Annotated in this window: 18 protein-coding genes; 16 read left to right on the top strand and 2 right to left on the bottom strand. The window is 61.9% G+C overall.

The window, feature by feature from the left end; genetic code table 11:
• Positions 1–53 precede the first annotated feature (53 nt).
• The 10 genes from H5T64_10760 to H5T64_10715 all read left to right on the top strand — a co-directional run bounded on the left by H5T64_10760 (position 54) and on the right by H5T64_10715 (position 9,849).
• Positions 54–1,961 carry an endonuclease/exonuclease/phosphatase family protein gene (locus tag H5T64_10760; protein MBC7264817.1) on the top strand — a complete coding sequence of 636 codons (1,908 nt, stop codon included), beginning with the start codon at positions 54–56 and terminating at the stop codon, positions 1,959–1,961.
• A 94-nt stretch (positions 1,962–2,055) separates the two neighbouring features.
• Complete coding sequence (locus H5T64_10755) at positions 2,056–2,343, top strand: hypothetical protein (GenBank protein MBC7264816.1); 288 nt, start codon at positions 2,056–2,058, stop codon at positions 2,341–2,343.
• A gap of 90 nt (positions 2,344–2,433) precedes the next feature.
• On the top strand, positions 2,434–2,850 hold the full coding sequence (locus H5T64_10750) for a four helix bundle protein (protein MBC7264815.1): 417 nt from the start codon (positions 2,434–2,436) through the stop codon (positions 2,848–2,850).
• A 102-nt stretch (positions 2,851–2,952) separates the two neighbouring features.
• Positions 2,953–3,927, top strand: a complete 975-nt coding sequence (locus tag H5T64_10745; protein ID MBC7264814.1) for a TRC40/GET3/ArsA family transport-energizing ATPase — start codon at positions 2,953–2,955, stop codon at positions 3,925–3,927.
• A 4-nt stretch (positions 3,928–3,931) separates the two neighbouring features.
• The gene (locus H5T64_10740) at positions 3,932–4,903 is read left to right on the top strand and encodes an ArsA family ATPase (protein MBC7264813.1); all 972 of its coding nucleotides are present in this window, start codon (positions 3,932–3,934) and stop codon (positions 4,901–4,903) included.
• A gap of 248 nt (positions 4,904–5,151) precedes the next feature.
• Complete coding sequence (locus H5T64_10735) at positions 5,152–5,751, top strand: tetratricopeptide repeat protein (GenBank protein MBC7264812.1); 600 nt, start codon at positions 5,152–5,154, stop codon at positions 5,749–5,751.
• Positions 5,752–6,265: 514 nt separating this feature from the next.
• Positions 6,266–6,529, top strand: coding sequence for an AbrB/MazE/SpoVT family DNA-binding domain-containing protein (locus tag H5T64_10730; protein ID MBC7264811.1), 264 nt, complete (start codon positions 6,266–6,268; stop codon positions 6,527–6,529).
• The gene (locus H5T64_10725; protein ID MBC7264810.1) at positions 6,513–6,965 is read left to right on the top strand and encodes a type II toxin-antitoxin system VapC family toxin; all 453 of its coding nucleotides are present in this window, start codon (positions 6,513–6,515) and stop codon (positions 6,963–6,965) included. The genes H5T64_10730 and H5T64_10725 overlap by 17 nt, the downstream gene beginning before the upstream one ends.
• A gap of 284 nt (positions 6,966–7,249) precedes the next feature.
• Positions 7,250–8,539, top strand: a complete 1,290-nt coding sequence (locus H5T64_10720) for a radical SAM protein (GenBank protein ID MBC7264809.1) — start codon at positions 7,250–7,252, stop codon at positions 8,537–8,539.
• A complete protein-coding gene (locus H5T64_10715; protein MBC7264808.1) occupies positions 8,536–9,849 on the top strand; it encodes an MFS transporter in 1,314 nt (437 codons plus the stop codon). The genes H5T64_10720 and H5T64_10715 overlap by 4 nt, the downstream gene beginning before the upstream one ends.
• Before the next feature lie 686 nt (positions 9,850–10,535).
• Here H5T64_10715 and H5T64_10710 read toward each other — a convergent pair.
• Positions 10,536–11,318 (bottom strand): HTH domain-containing protein, encoded by a 783-nt coding sequence (locus H5T64_10710; protein ID MBC7264807.1) that lies wholly within the window; start codon positions 11,316–11,318, stop codon positions 10,536–10,538.
• Positions 11,319–11,564: 246 nt separating this feature from the next.
• Between H5T64_10710 and H5T64_10705 the strand changes: the two genes are divergently transcribed.
• The 4 genes from H5T64_10705 to H5T64_10690 are packed head-to-tail and all read left to right on the top strand — an operon-like array spanning position 11,565 to position 13,330.
• Entirely contained in the window at positions 11,565–11,855 is a 291-nt protein-coding gene (locus H5T64_10705) for a type II toxin-antitoxin system Phd/YefM family antitoxin (GenBank protein ID MBC7264806.1), read from the top strand.
• Between the two features lie 2 nt (positions 11,856–11,857).
• Entirely contained in the window at positions 11,858–12,286 is a 429-nt protein-coding gene (locus H5T64_10700; protein ID MBC7264805.1) for a putative toxin-antitoxin system toxin component, PIN family, read from the top strand.
• Between the two features lie 11 nt (positions 12,287–12,297).
• Complete coding sequence (locus H5T64_10695) at positions 12,298–12,936, top strand: nitroreductase family protein (protein ID MBC7264804.1); 639 nt, start codon at positions 12,298–12,300, stop codon at positions 12,934–12,936.
• Between the two features lie 25 nt (positions 12,937–12,961).
• A complete protein-coding gene (locus H5T64_10690; GenBank protein MBC7264803.1) occupies positions 12,962–13,330 on the top strand; it encodes a hypothetical protein in 369 nt (122 codons plus the stop codon).
• 321 nt (positions 13,331–13,651) lie between these two features.
• Here H5T64_10690 and H5T64_10685 read toward each other — a convergent pair whose 3' ends face one another.
• Positions 13,652–13,816, bottom strand: a complete 165-nt coding sequence (locus tag H5T64_10685; GenBank protein MBC7264802.1) for a hypothetical protein — start codon at positions 13,814–13,816, stop codon at positions 13,652–13,654.
• 98 nt (positions 13,817–13,914) lie between these two features.
• Here H5T64_10685 and H5T64_10680 point away from each other — a divergent pair, with 98 nt between their 5' ends.
• Positions 13,915–15,174: an MFS transporter gene (locus tag H5T64_10680; GenBank protein MBC7264801.1), complete on the top strand. Its 1,260-nt coding sequence runs from the start codon at positions 13,915–13,917 to the stop codon at positions 15,172–15,174.
• Positions 15,175–15,862: 688 nt separating this feature from the next.
• A partial coding sequence (locus H5T64_10675) for a hypothetical protein (protein ID MBC7264800.1) occupies positions 15,863–16,006 on the top strand: 144 nt, incomplete at its 3' end.

Raw genomic sequence — 16,006 nt, 5'->3', positions numbered from 1 at the left:
GCGAAAGAGAGTAACATAACTACGACACTCAGACAAAAAGGGAAGGAGCTGCCATGACGGGATCGAGACTACGCACGAGGGATGTGCTCACCGCTCTCGCGCTGCCGGCGCTGACCACAGTGTTTGGCTTGCAGATGCTGCGCGTTCTCTTGCCGTCGTTCGTGTGGTATCTCGGCGACACGGTGGGCTTAAGTTACCTGATGCTGGGGCCCATTGCCATCGGCACGTTCCTGGCCGCGTTCCTGGCGGCGGCTTTCCGTCGCCTGTTGGGACCGCGACTGGCCCTGCTCATCGTTGTGGGCGGCATAGGGTTGGCGCGCCTGGTCGAGCAATTCTCCGCCAGCCCAGCCCTTGACCTGGCGCTGGCTATGTTGGGCATGATCCTGTTCACGCTCTTCCTGCCGATTTACCTGGCGCATACACGGGCGCAAGGCGGAGACGCGACGCGCCAGTTTGGCTTGGGCTTCCTACTCGGCTTCGCTCTCGACACAACTGTTCACGGCGCGTTCGGCACCCTTGATCTGAGTTGGCAGCACGGATTCGTCGCCCCGATCCTGGTGGCGTTTGCGGTTGGGGTGCAGTGGTGGCTATTGGCGCGAACGCCAAGGGTGGAGGCGAAAGCGACCGACTCGGGTCTTCGCCGCAATTTACCGCTTGCTGCGCTGGGGCCGTTCATCTTCCTCTCCGTTGTCATCTTGCAGAACGTGGCCCGGGCCACGGCCCTGACCGGTTGGGCGCAGCCGGTTGCCCTGGGTTGGATTTTGCTGGCGAACGCGGTCGGTCTGGCGCGGACGCGCTGGACGCTCAAGCCGTGGAGCGCGGGGGTGGGCACGGCACTTTTGATTGCGCTAGTGTGGCTTTCCGAATCCTCGAGCGCCGCGGCCGCCGCGATGTACTTCATCGGCAACGTGGCGGCCTTCCCCCTGGTGGCGGCGATTTTCGCGGGTCTGGGCGCTGAAGCCGAGCACGGCGGTTTGTGGCGGGCCACGGTGGCCAATGGGTTCGGGTGGTTGCTCTTTGTCCTGTTCACGTTCATCTACTACATCAGTTACAACATCTCGCTGGGCATCCCGAACGCCATTCTGCCCCCGCTATCCGCCGCGCTGATCGGTCTGGCAGCGTTGGCTGCGGTGTACGTCTCGCCGCGCGAGCCCGCTCCGTCCGCCGATTGGACGCCCGCAGCCCTCGCTACCGCCATGCTGATCGTGCCCCTGCTTATGCCGCTCGGATGGCGCGAACCGATGCCCACCACCGGCAAGGGCTTTCCCGTGCGCGTGATGACGTACAATATCCACAACGGATTCAACACCGACGGGCGCCTCGATCTGGAGGCCATCGCGCAGGTGATAGAGCAAGCCCAACCCGACATCGTGGGCTTGGAGGAGGTCGCCCGCGGCTGGGCGATTGACAGTTCGGTGGACATTTTGACGTGGCTCTCACAGCGGTTGCAGATGCCATACATCTACGGGCCTACGGCGGACCCGGTGTGGGGGAATGCCATTCTATCGCGCTACCCCATTGTAGAATGGGGCAATGTGCCGCTGCCGCCGCGTACCCTCGCCCTGAAGCGCGGCTTCCTGTGGGCACGCATGGACGTGGGCGGGGGCGAGGAACTGCTGTTCATCGCCACGCACTGGCATGACGTGGAAGAGGACACGGAGATCCGCCAGCAGCAAGCGCCGGAGTTGGTGCGATTCTGGGCTCGGCGCCCGAGCACGGTTCTGCTCGGTGATCTGAACGCCACACCGGACGCGAAGGAAATCGCCATCCTGCGCGACGCGGGCTTGCGAGATGCCTTCGCCGAGATCGGGGCGGGGACTGGGCTCACCTGGCCGGCGCACAAGCCGGAGGTGCGCATTGATTACATCTGGTTTTCGCCCGACTTGAAGGTCAGCGATCTGGTGATACCGCGCAGTACCGCGTCGGACCACCTGGGGATTACGGTGAAGGTGGGGAAGTGAGACGCGAGAAACTGCAAGAGCAGAAATCTTCGTGAACTGTCTGGGAGCCTGGCGAACCCTCGCCAGGTCGTGAGGATAGAGAAAGGAGATGAAAATGCCTGAAGAAGAGGAAGAGAAGCAAGAGAGCGCGTTGGCACGGTTCGGTCGTTCGGCCAAGGAGTTCCTCTACGGAATGGCCGGCCACGACATGACCCGCTACGCCCTCAAGACCAGGGGCAGCATGGAGCATCTGTTCATTCTCATCACTATGGGCGACCTATTAGGGGTGCCCATCCTGCCGCCCTACTATTCGCTACGCCTGTTGCCCTACGTGGTGCCGCAGATCTCCACCTGGAAGCGGCGCATGTTGCGCGAGCGCGACCTGACCGACGCACTTGCGTAGAAAGAGGCAAGAGGCAAGAGGCAAGAGGCAAGGAGCAGGAAGCAGGAGGCAAGAGGTAAGAGGTAAGAGGCAGGAAGCAGGGGGCAGGAGATGGGGGATAGCAACTACGAGAAGTGGTTGGCGCAGGTGCCGGAAAGCATCAAGCGAGAGCCGCTCTGGAACTTCCAGGTCTATCCGAAGGCGCTCTTGCTCTCCGATCTGGTGTGGGAAGACAGCGATCAGATGGTGAAAGACCCGCGTGGCAGGGTGATCGCCCAGCAGTTGATTCACGCCGTTGGTTCCATCTGCGCCAACATCGAGGAAGGGCATGGACGCGGCTTCGGCAAAGAGAACGCCTATTTTCAACGCATCGCTTTGGGCTCCGCCCGTGAATCCCGCGGTTGGTATTATCGTGGCCGCCACTTCCTCAGCCCAGAAACGTTCGAGCACCGGCTCCAACTGCTCGATGAAATCATCGCTGCCCTTGTTCTCTCGTCCGGGCAACAACACCGATACCGCAAACGATGATCTTGCATCCCGCATCCTGCATCCCGCATCTTGCATCCTGCATCCTGCATCCCGCATCTTGCATCCTGTATCCTGCATCTCGCATCTTGAAAGGAGGACATATTGTCACTAGCAAAATTCTTTGAAGAGTGCCCCAACCGCCGCTACATCGAATTCGGCGGCAAGGGCGGCCTGGGCAAGACCACCTTCTCCGCCGCCACCGCCTACTGGCTGGCCCAGCAAGGCTACAAGGTGCTGGTCTTCTCGGTGGACCCCCAGGCTTCCCTCTCCGACATCTTCGAGCGCGACATCTTCGGCAAGGGGCCGGTGGAGATCATCCCCAAACTCTTTGCCCAGGAGATTGACGCCGACCGCCACGTCAAGGACTACCAGCAGGAGATCCGCCAGAAGATCCTGGATATGTACGGCCTCGACGCCATACCGGCGGAGATCGAGGACTACATCCAGGCTGCCGCAGCCGAGCCGGCGATGGAGGAGAGCGCCATCTTCGACGCCGTGGTGGACATCGTGGTCGGCGGGGAGTACGACTACTACATCTACGACCTGGTGCCCCTGGGCCACGCCCTCTATTACCTGAGCATGGCCAGCATCTACGACGAGTGGATTGATAAGATCACCAGCCTGCGCCAGGAAATGCAGGAGTACGCCCAGGTGGCGGCCATCCTGGAACGCAAGAAGAAGACCGAGGAGGATTTGATCCTGGCCGAGTTGCAAGACATCAAACAGCGGATCAACACCTCCTCCAGCATCCTCACCGACCGGGAGAGGACGGCTTTCTTCTTCGTGGTCACGCCCGAGGAGATGATCATCCTCGACACGCTCAAGGCGGCGGGGTTGTTTGCCAAATACCAGGTGCCTATCTGCGGTTACATCGTCAACCGCGTCATCCCGCCGGAACTGGCCCAGCAGAATATCCCCGACTACTTGCGCCACCGCATCGAAATGCAGGAGAAATACCTCAAGCAGATAGATGCGACCTTCGGCGATGCGGTGGTGGCGCGCGTGCCCGAGTTCGAGCGAGATATCACTGGCCTGGAGATGATCAGCAAAGTCGCCCAGGCCCTGTTTGGGAGTTGAGAAGATGATTGCGAAAACAATGCGTCAATTTCTCGCCGAGCACCCAGAGATGAAGTATATCTTCTTCGGTGGCAAGGGCGGGGTGGGCAAGACAGTGATGGCCGGGACGACGGCGCTGTGGCTGGCTCGGCAGGGAAAGCACACGCTGCTCGCTTCCACCAACCCGGTGCACTCCCTCTCCGGCCTCTTAGACCAAAACGTCTTCGGTGCACCCACTCCGGTGCGAGGAGTGCCCAACCTCCTGGCCTACGAGATTGACACCAAGGACACCATCGCCCGCTCCAAAGTCGAGTTGACCGAGAAGATCCAATGGTTCCTCAAGTACGCCGACATCAAGACCCGGGCCGATGAGTTCGTCGAGTCGGCCACTATGAACCCAGCCTTCGAGGAATCGGCTATGTTCGAGAACATGATTGACCTCATGTTCGAGGACAAGTATGAGGCCTACGTCTTCGACACGGCCCCCACCGCCAACGCCCGGCGGCTGTTGGGCATGACCAGCGTCTATTCCATGTGGGTGAACAAGATGGTGCAGAGCCGCGAGGAGGCTAAGTCCCTGCGGGAACTCCTCTCCTACAGCAAGAAGGAGGAGAAGGACCCGCTGATGGAGTATCTCCTCAACCTGCGGGTCCGGATGGAACGCGCCAAGAGGCTGTTGACCGATGACCAACGGACGGCCTTCTTCTTCGTCACCCTCCCTGAGGCCCTGCCCATCGCCGTGATCAAGCGCTTCATCAATTGGTTCCAGGATTTCGGCATCCCGGTGGGTGGGGTAGTGGTGAACATGCTCATTGACAAGGCGGCGGTGGGCGAAGACGCGCCGGAATTCGTGCGCAACCGCATCGCCATGCAAGAGAATTACATGGAGGAGATCTGGCGCTCCTTCCCCGACGTCCGCGCCCTGTTGCCCCTCTTCGAGACCGAGGTGCGGGGCACCGAGATGTTGGAGCGCATGGCCCAACACCTGTTCGCGTAAGGGCGAAGGTAGGACAAATTGACAATTTGTCCTACAGATTGGATCTCTGAGCCTTGCGAAGGTTCCGAACCTTCGCAAGGCTATTGCCATCGCAAGGCTGTTGCCATCGCCACCGGAGTTAGGGGGCAACTGTTCGTTCTTCCTCCACGCCAGCGGATTTATCCCCTGGCTACGGGTTGCAAAGTCGGCTAAAGCCGACTTACAGCCCACGCCAGCGGGCGTTGCGGTGTTTAGAGAAGGAGTCGTCTATGTCCATATCCCCGGTTGCGCTGTTGCTCCTCGTCGGACTTTTGTTCACCCTCGCCTTCCGCCTCCTCTCCCAGTTGCGCCGGGAGGGACTGGCCAGCCAGTTCACCGTGGAGGCGCTAGTTCTCACCGGGTTGGGCGCTGCCTACTCTTACGTGGTAGCGCCACTTCATCCCCTGCTCTTCCTCGTCCTCTTGTATCTCATCACCATGCGCGTGCGCCTGTTGGTGGACCTGGGCAACTCGCTCGCTGCCAGGAGGCAGTATGAGTCGGCCCTGGGCCTCTTTCGCTTGGCCATGCGTCTGAGGCCAGACGATGTCGGCCGTCGCATCGTGCTCATCAACCGCGGGGTGACGCAACTGCTGATGGGGGCGCCGGAGGAGGCGCGGGCGTCGTTGGCGGAAGCGCTGGCCCAGGAGACGACCCGCCTGGGAGCCAAGTATCTGGCGGCGGGATTCTACAACCTGGGGCTGGCCTGCCAGCGCCTGGGCCAGGAGGCCGAAGCCATCCGCCGCTTCAACCAGGCCATAGACGCTTTCCCCGCCTCTATCTACGCCCGCGCGGCGGAGCAGGCGCTGAAGCGGATTCGGGGAACGGGTTGAATGGGTGGACCTCACCCCCCGACCCCCTCTCCGCCCCACCCCGACCCTCCCCGTCGACGGGGAGGGAACGGGAGGGGGCGGCCGCAGGCCGGGGCGGTATCCTCCCGCAGGTTGTGAACCTGCGGGAGGCTCTGCCGTCGAATGAATCGCCCGTGTGCGACGGCTACGGTTGCCGAGCCCCGCCGTCGAATAGAATCGCCCGTGTGCGACGGCTACGGTTGCCGAGCCCCGCCGTCGAATGAAATTCGACGGCTACGTTTAGAAAGTCCCTGCGGGACTGCGGTGGGCGGGGCAGGTACCCATACCTGCTCCGGATTGGCGATTGAGATCGCGCTTGGAGACACATCTGTGCCGGCCGTCCGCTTGCGCGGACGGCTTGTCGTTGCATCCCCGCCGGAGGATGCCTGGCCTGGGCCCATTCGAGGCGGTTTCGAGTGCCTGTAGGCGTGGTTGACAAAAGACATTCCTTCTGATATACTGTCTGTCAGAAAATAAGAATGTCAGGAGGTAGGTCGTGTCAGATACCATGACGATACAGATGGCCCAGCGGGGAGTGCTCGTGGTGCCGAAGGCGCTGCGCGCGCAGTACCATCTGCGCCCCGGTGATACCTTTACCCTACTGGACCTGGGCGGAGTGTTTGTCCTCAGCCCGCGCCGCTCCGAGATAGATTCTTTGGCTGACCGCCTGGCCCATTCGCTCATTGAGCGAGGTGAAACGCTGGAGACCATATTGCAAGCCCTGCGGGAAGAGCGTGACCGATATGCTGGCCAGGATTAAGGTATTCCTCGACAGCAGCGCTCTGTTTGCAGGCATCTGGTCGGTCGAGGGAGGGGCCCGCATGATCCTGAAACTGGGCGAGGCTGGGGCTATCCGGTTGCTGGTCAGTCCCCAGGTGCTTGCGGAGGCCGAAGGCGCACTGCGCCGCAAAGCGCCTGATGCACTGGGGTTGCTGGCCATGTTGTTGGACCGGAGCCGTGCTGAAATAGTGCCCTTGCCGACAGCGGAAGTTGTGGAGCGCTTCCAACCTATTACCAACCACCGGGGTGATGCGCAGGTGTTGGCTGCTGCCTGGTCGGCCGCGGCGGATTACTTCGTCACCCTGGACCGAGAGCACTTTTTGAATAATCCCGTTCTGAAGGGCGCGGTGTCATTCCCGGTAGGCACACCGGGCGATTTCCTGGCTTGGTATCGGGAACGGCTGAGCGGGGAGTAGCCTTCACCCCCGGCTCCGTTCTCAGGCAGTTCTACTGCCTGAGAACAAGAGTTTTACTGCCTGACAAAGGAGTTTTGGGGGTGAGGTTGTGTCCTACCGCCGTCGAATGAAATCGCCCGTGTGCGACGGCTACGGAAGGTGTAGCCTTGCGAAGGTTCCGAACCTTCGCAAGGCTTAGCTGAATGAACGGATAGCCCTCACCCTCCGACCCTTTCTCCGTTGACGGAGAGGGGATGGCCGCAGGCCGGGGATGAGGTTGCATCACCGTCGAATCGAGGAGACCCATGTGGCTTGAAAGCCTCGTCCGGAACCAACTCCGGAGGGCATTGACCAAAGAGCGACGCCTTGCCCTGCAGAGGAGAATCCCGCCGCTGGAGAGCAAGTTCCAGGAGATAGACGAATTCGGCTTGTACTTGCACATCCCCTTCTGTCGCCAGATCTGCCCCTATTGCCCCTACAACAAGGAGATCTATCATCCCGAACTGGCGGAGCGGTACACGCGCGCTGTCATTCGCGAGATAGACGCCTACGCGGGCCTGATTGGCAGGAAGCCCGTGACTTCCCTTTACATCGGTGGCGGGACCCCCACCACGATGCTCCACAGCGGCCTGGCCGAGATTCTGGAGCATCTCTTTGCGGCTCTCCATATGCAATGCGACATCCACTTGGAAAGCCACCCCAACGATCTCACTGCGGACAACCTCGATGTCATCTGTTCCCTGGGGGTAAAGCACCTGAGTATTGGGGTGGAGGCCCTCCAGGACCATCACCTGCAAGCCTTGCGCCGTCCTTACACCGTCGAACAAGTCAAAGCAGCGGTCGGGCGCGCCGTAGCCAGGGATTTCCGATGCGTGAACGCCGACTTCATCTTCGCCCTGCCTCATCAGACCTGCCGCGAAGTCGAGCAGGCGGGCCGCGATTTGGTCCAGATGGGCGTGGACCAAGTGGCGGCTTATCCCCTCTTCACTTTCCCTTATACCCAATGGGCGCAGATCTCGAGGGAGAGGAATTATCCACGCACCAGCGTTTTCGAGAAGCGGAAGATGCTCGCCGTCCTGGAGCATATCTTTTATGCCGCGGGTTTTGAGAGGACCTCGGTTTGGGCTTTCACCAGGCGTGGTGTCCCCAAGTACTGCTCGGTAACAGTGCCCCTCTACGTGGGTCTGGGGGCGAGCGGTGGGTCTTATCTGAAAGACGTCCTCTATTTCAATACTTTCCACGTTCTGGAGTATATTACGGCTCTGGAGAACGGGAGGATGCCGATCGCCTTGTCTATGGAGTTGTCGGAGAGGATGCAGATGGCGGGTTGGCTTTATTGGCGGGTTTATGGGACGAGGTTCAGGAGGAGCGATTTCCAAAAGAGGTTCGGGGTGGAGTTCGACGAGGTCTATGGCGGCTACGTGAAGCCCCTGTCCCTTTTGGGATTCCTGAGGGATGGCGGGGATGAGATCGTCCTTTCGGATAGGGGTGCCTACTGGCTGCATGTGATACAGGACCTATTCTCGATCCAATACGTGAGCGTACTCTGGGGGACCTCAAAACAAAATCCCTGGCCTGAAGAGGTGCTTCTTTGACCGAAGATGTTGTGACACCGATGACAAACAATGATGTGGAGGATGGATCGACGGCCGGAGCCGTGGTTATCGCGGGGGCTGCAGAGGGGGAGCGCTTCCAAACGGACCGCGTGCTGACGATGGCGGCGGTGCACGTGGTGCACGATACCTACACTGCCTTCTTGCCACCCCTCTTACCGGCGTTCATCGCCAATCTATCGCTGTCCAGGACCGAGGCGGGCCTGTTGTCGCTCATCATGCAGGTCCCATCGCTGCTTCAGCCCCTCTTCGGACACCTGGCGGACCGCATCAACCTGCGCTATGTGGTCATCCTGGCTCCTGCAACCACCGCGGCGATGATGAGCCTGCTGGGCATCGCCCCGGGCTATGCCGTGCTGGCTCTGCTCTTGATGGCCGCTGGCCTCAGTTCGGCGGGACTTCATGCCATCGCGCCGGCGATGGTGGGCCGCCTGTCGGGACGTACTCTGGGCAGGGGTATGAGCATTTGGATGGTGGGGGGAGAGATCGGCCGCACCGTGGGGCCCCTCGTGATCGTCACTGCCCTGCGGGGTTTGTCCCTGCGGGGCACGCCCTGGCTGATGGTGGCGGGCCTGGTCGCCTCGGCGGCGCTCTATTTCCGGCTCAAGGACCTGCCAGCGACTCCGCAAGCCCGCAGTGAAGAGGGGGTTCCGTGGCATTCGGCATTGCGCCTCATGCGCCCGGTTATAGCGCCGCTGATCGGCATCCTGGTGATGCGCGCCTTTATGGTCGCCGCGCTCACCGTCTATCTGCCCACCTTTCTCACCGAGGAGGGCGTGGATTTTTGGCTTGCGGGCGCTTCTCTCTCCGTGTTGCAGGCGGCGGCCGTGGTGGGCGCTCTTTTCGGTGGCTCGATGAGCGATCTACTTGGTCGCCGGTTCGTCCTCACCATCTCTCAGGTGGCGACGCCGGTCTTCTTCTTTGTGTTTCTGGCTGCCTCAGGCTGGGTGCAGATGCCGGTCTTGTTGGCGCTCGGTTTCGTCCTGCTCACCAATGAGCCCGTGGTCATGGCTCTGGTGCAAGAGAACTTCCCCGAGAACCGGGCGATGGCCAATGGGGTGTATATGTCGCTGAATTTCATCATCCGCTCGGCGATCGTAGTGGCGGTGGGGGCCCTGGGCGACCTGTTTGGGCTACGCTGGGCCTTCATCGTCAGCGCCGTGGTGATGCTGATGGGTGCGCCGCTCATTTATCTTCTGCCACCGGACCGCTTGCGGCTGGGCAAAGTCCGCTGGCGAAAGCCCACTACGGGAGCCAGCGAAGGGGTGGGTTCTGCGACGCGAAAGGAGTGACGATGGAAACCAAGTTCTGTCGCCAACCATGTCCGGCGAAATTGGAGGGTTGTGCCGGGGTGTGCAAGAAAGAGAAGGGCCACCCCCTACCCCACGAGTGCGCTGCCGGGCATAAATGGACCGCCGGAACATGTCCTGTATGCCGGGGGACGGGCAAGCCGCTGGGGAGCATCGCGCCCTGCCAGACCTGCGGGGGCAGGGGATATTATTAGTCGCGCCGTCGAATGGGATCGCCCGTGTGCGCCCGGGAGTGGCAGAGCAGGTTTCCATACCCGCTCTGGATGACTGTCAGCGGATAGGGTAGCGAATGAACGGATGGGGGGTGTATACATCCGCTTATCCGCTATGCCGTAGGCCATCCGCTGATAGCCCCGCCGTCGAATGGAATCGCCCGTGTGCGACGGCTACGGTTGGGAAACCCCGCCGTCGAATAGAATTCGACGGCTCCGAGTTAAAAAGTCCCTGCGGGACTCTCCGTTCTCGGGCAGTTTTTACTGCCCGACTGCTGTTCTGCGGCAGTTGCACTGCCGCTCATTTCCGCCGCGATTGCTTGTGCGACCCGCAGTGCAACTGCGGGGGAGCGCACGAGAAAGTCCCTGCGGGACTGCGGTGGGCCTCACCCCTGGCCTTCGGCCACCCACTGTCTCCTTGTCCCCCTTTCTCCCCGTCTCCTTGCCCCCATCCCCTCAATGCCGGATGTACTTCGCGTATTTTCCCGTGATGTATGCCTCCTCTGGGTGGTCCAGCAGGCGTAGCGCCCTCTGTTCCTCGGCGCTCAGGCGCGGCGGTGGCAGTCTCTGTTCCAGGCGGCAGACCACGAAACCCTGGGGATTTTCCAACCCGCCAGGGTTATCCCCCCGCTTGGTCCGCAGCCGGGCATAGGCGATCCAGCCCTCCACATCCCGCCGCGAGACCCCCTTGCGCACCAATTCCCGCGCTTTGGCCCGTTCGATGCCGAAATCGGTCAGGAGGCTGAATATTTGCTGCTGCTGCGGTATTGATTCGGGGACTGAATCTCTATCACCAGCAGCAGCATGATTATTCCCAATACCTCGGTCACCGGTGTCCGATGTCGTCACGCGTGTCCGCGAGTGGGGATCATCGGGAGTTGTGTGCCTCGCCTGGGGTGGCGCGTTGCGACTCGGACTGGATGCGGTGCCCACTGCGCTGCGAACTTGGGGATAATAGACCTGCTCCAATGCCGCTCGGGACCCCTCTACAGTCAGATAGCGGCGCTGCTCCAGTTCTGCCAGATGGCGGCGTATGGTGCGCTCGGACACGCCCCGGAAGGCTGCCAATTGCGCCGCTGAGACGGGCGGCGTTTTGACATAATCATTCGCCCAGGCCAGGGCAAGTACCACCTCGTAGGTGCAGAGGAGGTAGTCGGGCAGGCGAGGCTGCTCGAAATGAAGGGCGCTGGGGACAAGGATATAGCGGGGCGGTGTCAGGGGGCGGGATTTGCGAGACATAAGCACGGTTCCAAAAGTGATGGGTCATTGACAGCGAGGAGGCGGGGGGACGAGAAGACAAGGGGACAAGGGGAGAAGGGGACAAGGAGACAAGGAGATGGGGAGATGGGGGGCCTTGTCTCCCCGTTCTTGTCACGTCATCCTCTAACTCCTGAGCGGGGACCATTTGCTCATTTGACAGACTTCGACCAATGGGGTATAATTCGTTCGAAACGTACGTTTCATACTAAATGCCTGAGGTTACGAATGGAAAGAGTGGTCAGTTCGCAGGATTTGAAACAGGCCCTGGGCAAGATCCTGGACGACGTGAGTTCCAAGGGGGGCCGATTCCTCATCCAGCGCCGAGGAAAGACGGTGGCCGTCCTGGTGCCGCCAGCGGATTACGAACGGCTGCAGGGCTACCGACAGAAGTTGTTCGCCCTCGTGGATCAGATCCACGAGCGGAATAAGGATGTCTCACCTGAGACCCTCGACGCCGAAATAGCCGAGGCCATCGGGGCGACCCGGGCTAGTCAAGACCACAGTACCGCCTCTTAGCCATGCTTCGTGTCGTCCTCGATGCCAGTGTTCTCATCAGTGGGCTGTTGTCACCACAGGGGATACCGGCCCGCTTGATCCATGCCTGGCGCGAAGAGCGCTTTATTCTCTGCATCTCCAAGCCCATCTTGGAAGAAATTGCCGGCGCGCTGCGCTATCCGAAACTGCGCGTCCGTCACGGGCTCGATGACTGCCAAATAGATCAACTGGTAGCCCTGTTCAGGGGAACAGCCCTCCTGACTCCGGCGGAGCATCAGTTGGAGAGAGTGGCCGCAGACCCTCACGATGGCAAATACCTGGTTTGTGCCCTGGAAGGGGAGGCGGATTACATCGTGAGCGGTGATCAGGACCTGAAAGCCTTAGAGACCTTCCAGGGGATTCCAATAGTATCGCCAGCGGTGTTCTGGCAGATTCTCAGGGGTCGGCTGTGAAAGGAGTGAGTATGTCTCGAACCGATGAACCCATCTCCCCCGAATCCGTACTGACTCTGCTCAAGACGCGGCGCAGCATCCGTCGCTACCGGCCAGACCCGGTGCCCGAAGAGATGCTGGAGCAGATACTGGAGGCTGGCCGGTGGGCTCCTTCGGCCGGCAACCGCCAGCCGTGGGCTTTCATCGTCGTCCGAGATGAGGCGGTCCGTCGGCAGGTGGCGCAGTATGCCGGCGTCGCCGTCATCCGCTGGGCACACGCGGCGGAGGCACCGCTGCTCATCGTCCTGTGTGGCGACCGCAGCAACCCGGCCTACCGCCAGTTCTTGCATGAGGATGTGGGGCTGGCGGGGGGACAGATGATGCTGCAGGCGAAATCGCTCGGGCTGGGGACCTGCTGGATCGGGGGATTGGACCGCAAGGCGATCGCCGCGGTGCTCAAAGTGCCGGACCACATGGAGATCATCGGCTTGCTGACAGTGGGCTTCCCGGCGGAAGACCCGCCTCCGCCGCCGCGCAAGCCGCTGGCGGAAATCGTGCACTACGACATCTACGGCAATCGGGCGGCTGGTGGCGGCCTGACCCCGGGGCGCGTGCTGGCCGGGCCACTGGGGATTCTGCTGCGCCGCTTGCGGTTGCCCATCCGGGTGTGAGCGGGAGGTGCACACCGTGAAGACCATCCTGATCTCCGCCGGGGATGTATCGCTGCCGGCGGAACTGAACGAGAGCCCCACCGCGCGACGGGTCTGGGACGCCCTGCCCATCGAGGGAGTGGCCAACACCTGGGGCGACGAAATCTACTTCGAGATCCCAGTGCTGGCCGAGCAGGAGCCCGACGCCCGTGCCGAGGTGGAAGTGGGCGAGTTGGGCTATTGGCCGCTGGGGCGTGCTTTCTGTATCTTCTTCGGGCCGACCCCGGCCAGCACCGACGAGCGCCCTCGTGCCTACAGCCCGGTCAACATCCTGGGGCGCGTCACCGGCGATGCCACGCGATTCCGCACCGTGCGGGATGGGGCGCGGGTGCGGCTGACGGCGGTCGGCGGGTAGGCGGCGGATGGGCGGATGACCCTCACCCTCTGGGTTAGCGATTGAAATCGCGCCTATGGGACGCTGCGCGCCGGCCGTCCGCCTGCGCGGACGGGTAATTGCGTCCCCGCAGGGGGACGTTTGACCGAAGGCCCGCGAGGAGCGGTTTCAACCGCCGGCTGGTAGGGGATGTGACGGCTACGTTCTCTCCGTTCTCGGGCAGTTTTACTGCCCGACGAAGCGGGCTTGCGCTGGATGGCTATCAGCGGATAGGTAGCGGATGAGCGGATGAGCCCCCAGACTTCCGAAGTTTCTGAAACTTCGGAAGTCTGAAGTCTGGCGCTATGCCGTAGGCCATCCGCTGATAGCCCCGCCGTCGAATGAATCCACCCGGATGTTGCGTTTACATAGTCCCGCCGTCGAATAGAATTCGACGGCTACGGGTAGGAAGTCCCTGCGGGACTTTTCCGCCGCGCATTTGACCAAGCGCGCACTTTCCGTTATCATTGTGCTATCCGCCCGTGTGCGAGGGGGACGATGGTGGTTACCCAGTGCGCCCCCTTCGCGCGGGGGAATTCCTCGTTGTAGAAAGGGTTGCACCGCCTTTGAACATCCGATGGCGCTCTCGCGCAATCGTGGTTCCTGGGCGCTGGCCATCCACCTTCGCTGCATTGCGACACCGAAACTACCGGCTCTGGTTCGTGGGTCAGACGGTGTCGTTGATGGGCACCTGGATGCAATCGGTAGCCCAAGGGTGGGTGGTCTATCTGCTCACCGGCTCTGAACTGGCCCTGGGGACCATCTCGTTCATCAGCACTTTTCCCACGCTCTTCTTGATGCTCCCGGCCGGAGCACTGGCCGACCGGGTCTCGCGGCGGCAAGTGCTGCTGGCCACCCAGACCGCCATGATGATCCTCGCCTTTATCCTGGCCATCCTGGCGGCGACAGGCGCCTTGCGGGTCTGGCATATCGGGCTCTTGGCCTTCGGCCTGGGCATCGCCAACTCCTTCGATGCCCCGGCCCGGCAGTCGCTGGCGGTGGAGATGGTCGATGACCGGCGAGACCTGATGAACGCTATCGCCCTGAACTCGACGATCTTCAATCTGGCCCGGATTGTGGGCCCGGCGGTGGGCGGGGTGGTGTTGGCGGCTTTGGGGCCGGCCTGGTGTTTTGGCCTCAACGGGGTGAGTTTCCTGGCCGTGATCGTGGCCTTATCCTGGATGCGGTTGCCCGACCCACATCCGACGCCGCTGACCAAGCCGCTGATGGTCCAGATTGCCGAGGGCTTGCAGTACATTCGAGGGCACGCGCTAATCCGAGCGATCATCATCTTGGTAGCGGTCTCCACGCTGTTCGGGTTCTCGTACGCGGTGCTGCTGCCAGTCTATGCGGCGGATGTGCTCCGCGTGGGGGAGACGGGTCTGGGAGCACTGAACGCCGCGTTGGGCGTGGGGGCGCTGATTGGTTCGCTAACCGTGGCCTCTCTGGCACAGTTCCGCCGCAAGGGGTTGCTGTTGATGGCAGGCAGTGTCCTCTTCCCGCTCGCCCTCCTACTCTTTGCCTTCTCCCGGTCCTTTTCCCTTTCACTGGGATTTCTGGCCCTCGTGGGCTTCGCTTTCGTGACCCAGAATGCCACTGGCAACACGTTGATCCAGGCCATCGTCCCGGACGAGTTGCGCGGGCGGGTGATGGCGGTGTATTCTCTGATGTTCTTCGGGACTGCGCCTTTCGGGTCATTGCAGGCGGGAACATTGGCTCAGGTGTTCGGTCCCACGGCAGGGGTGGCTGTTGGGGCTGCCATTAGTCTGACGTTTGCGATGGGCGTTGCGCTGGCAGTGCCTTCGTTGCGGCGGATGTCGGAGTAGCCCTCACCCCCTGGGTTAGCGATTGAAATCGCGCCTATGGGACGCTGCGCGCCAGCCGTCCGCCTGCGCGGACGGGTAATTGCGTCCCCGCAGGGGGACGTGTGGTCGAAGGCCCGGGAGGAGGTTTCAACCGCCGGCTGGTATCCGTTCTCGGGCAGGTCCGCCGTCGAATGGAATTCGACGGCTACGAGTAGAAAGTCCCTGCGGGACTGGGGCATCCTCCCGCGGGTTCACAACCTCTCCGTTCTCGGGCAGTTTTACTGCCCGACGAAGCGGGCTTGCGCTGGATGGCTGTCAGCGGATTCGGGGAACGCATTGAGCGGATGGACCTCACCCCCGGCCTGCGGCCACCCCCTCTCGTTCCCCCTCCCCGTTGACGGGGAGGGTCGGGGTGGGGCGGAGAGGGGGCAGCCGTCGAATGGGATCGCCCGTGTGCGACGGCTGCTTTTGCACAGCCCCGCCGTCGAATAGAATCGCCCGTGTGCGACGGCTACGGTTGGGAAGTCCCTGCGGGACTGGGTATCCTCCCGCGGGTTCACAACCTGCGGGAGGATGGGCTGTTCTCATTCGCATTGACAACCCGCCGCATTCGTGGTATCCTGGTAGCAGCACGGGTTTGGGGAGCAGAACGGGTTGCCGGCGGAGATCCGTTCATCCGCTGCGCAACCGCTGACGGAAGGAGGCTGGGATGGATTTCTGGCTGCAGGTCCTGATCCAATTTCTGGGTGGCCTCCTGGTAGTCATCGTGGTGGCCTTGGCCGGGAGGGCTGGCGCGCATTTCATTCGCCAGCGCCGACGGGAGACTGCTCCGCCCGCCGAGGTGCGCCCCCTG

The organism is Chloroflexota bacterium, from assembly GCA_014360825.1.
Taxonomy (GTDB): Bacteria; Chloroflexota; Anaerolineae; order UBA2200; family JACIWT01; genus JACIWT01.
Note: the sequence above shows the minus strand (reverse complement) of the source record. Positions and strands in the feature narration are given on the sequence as shown.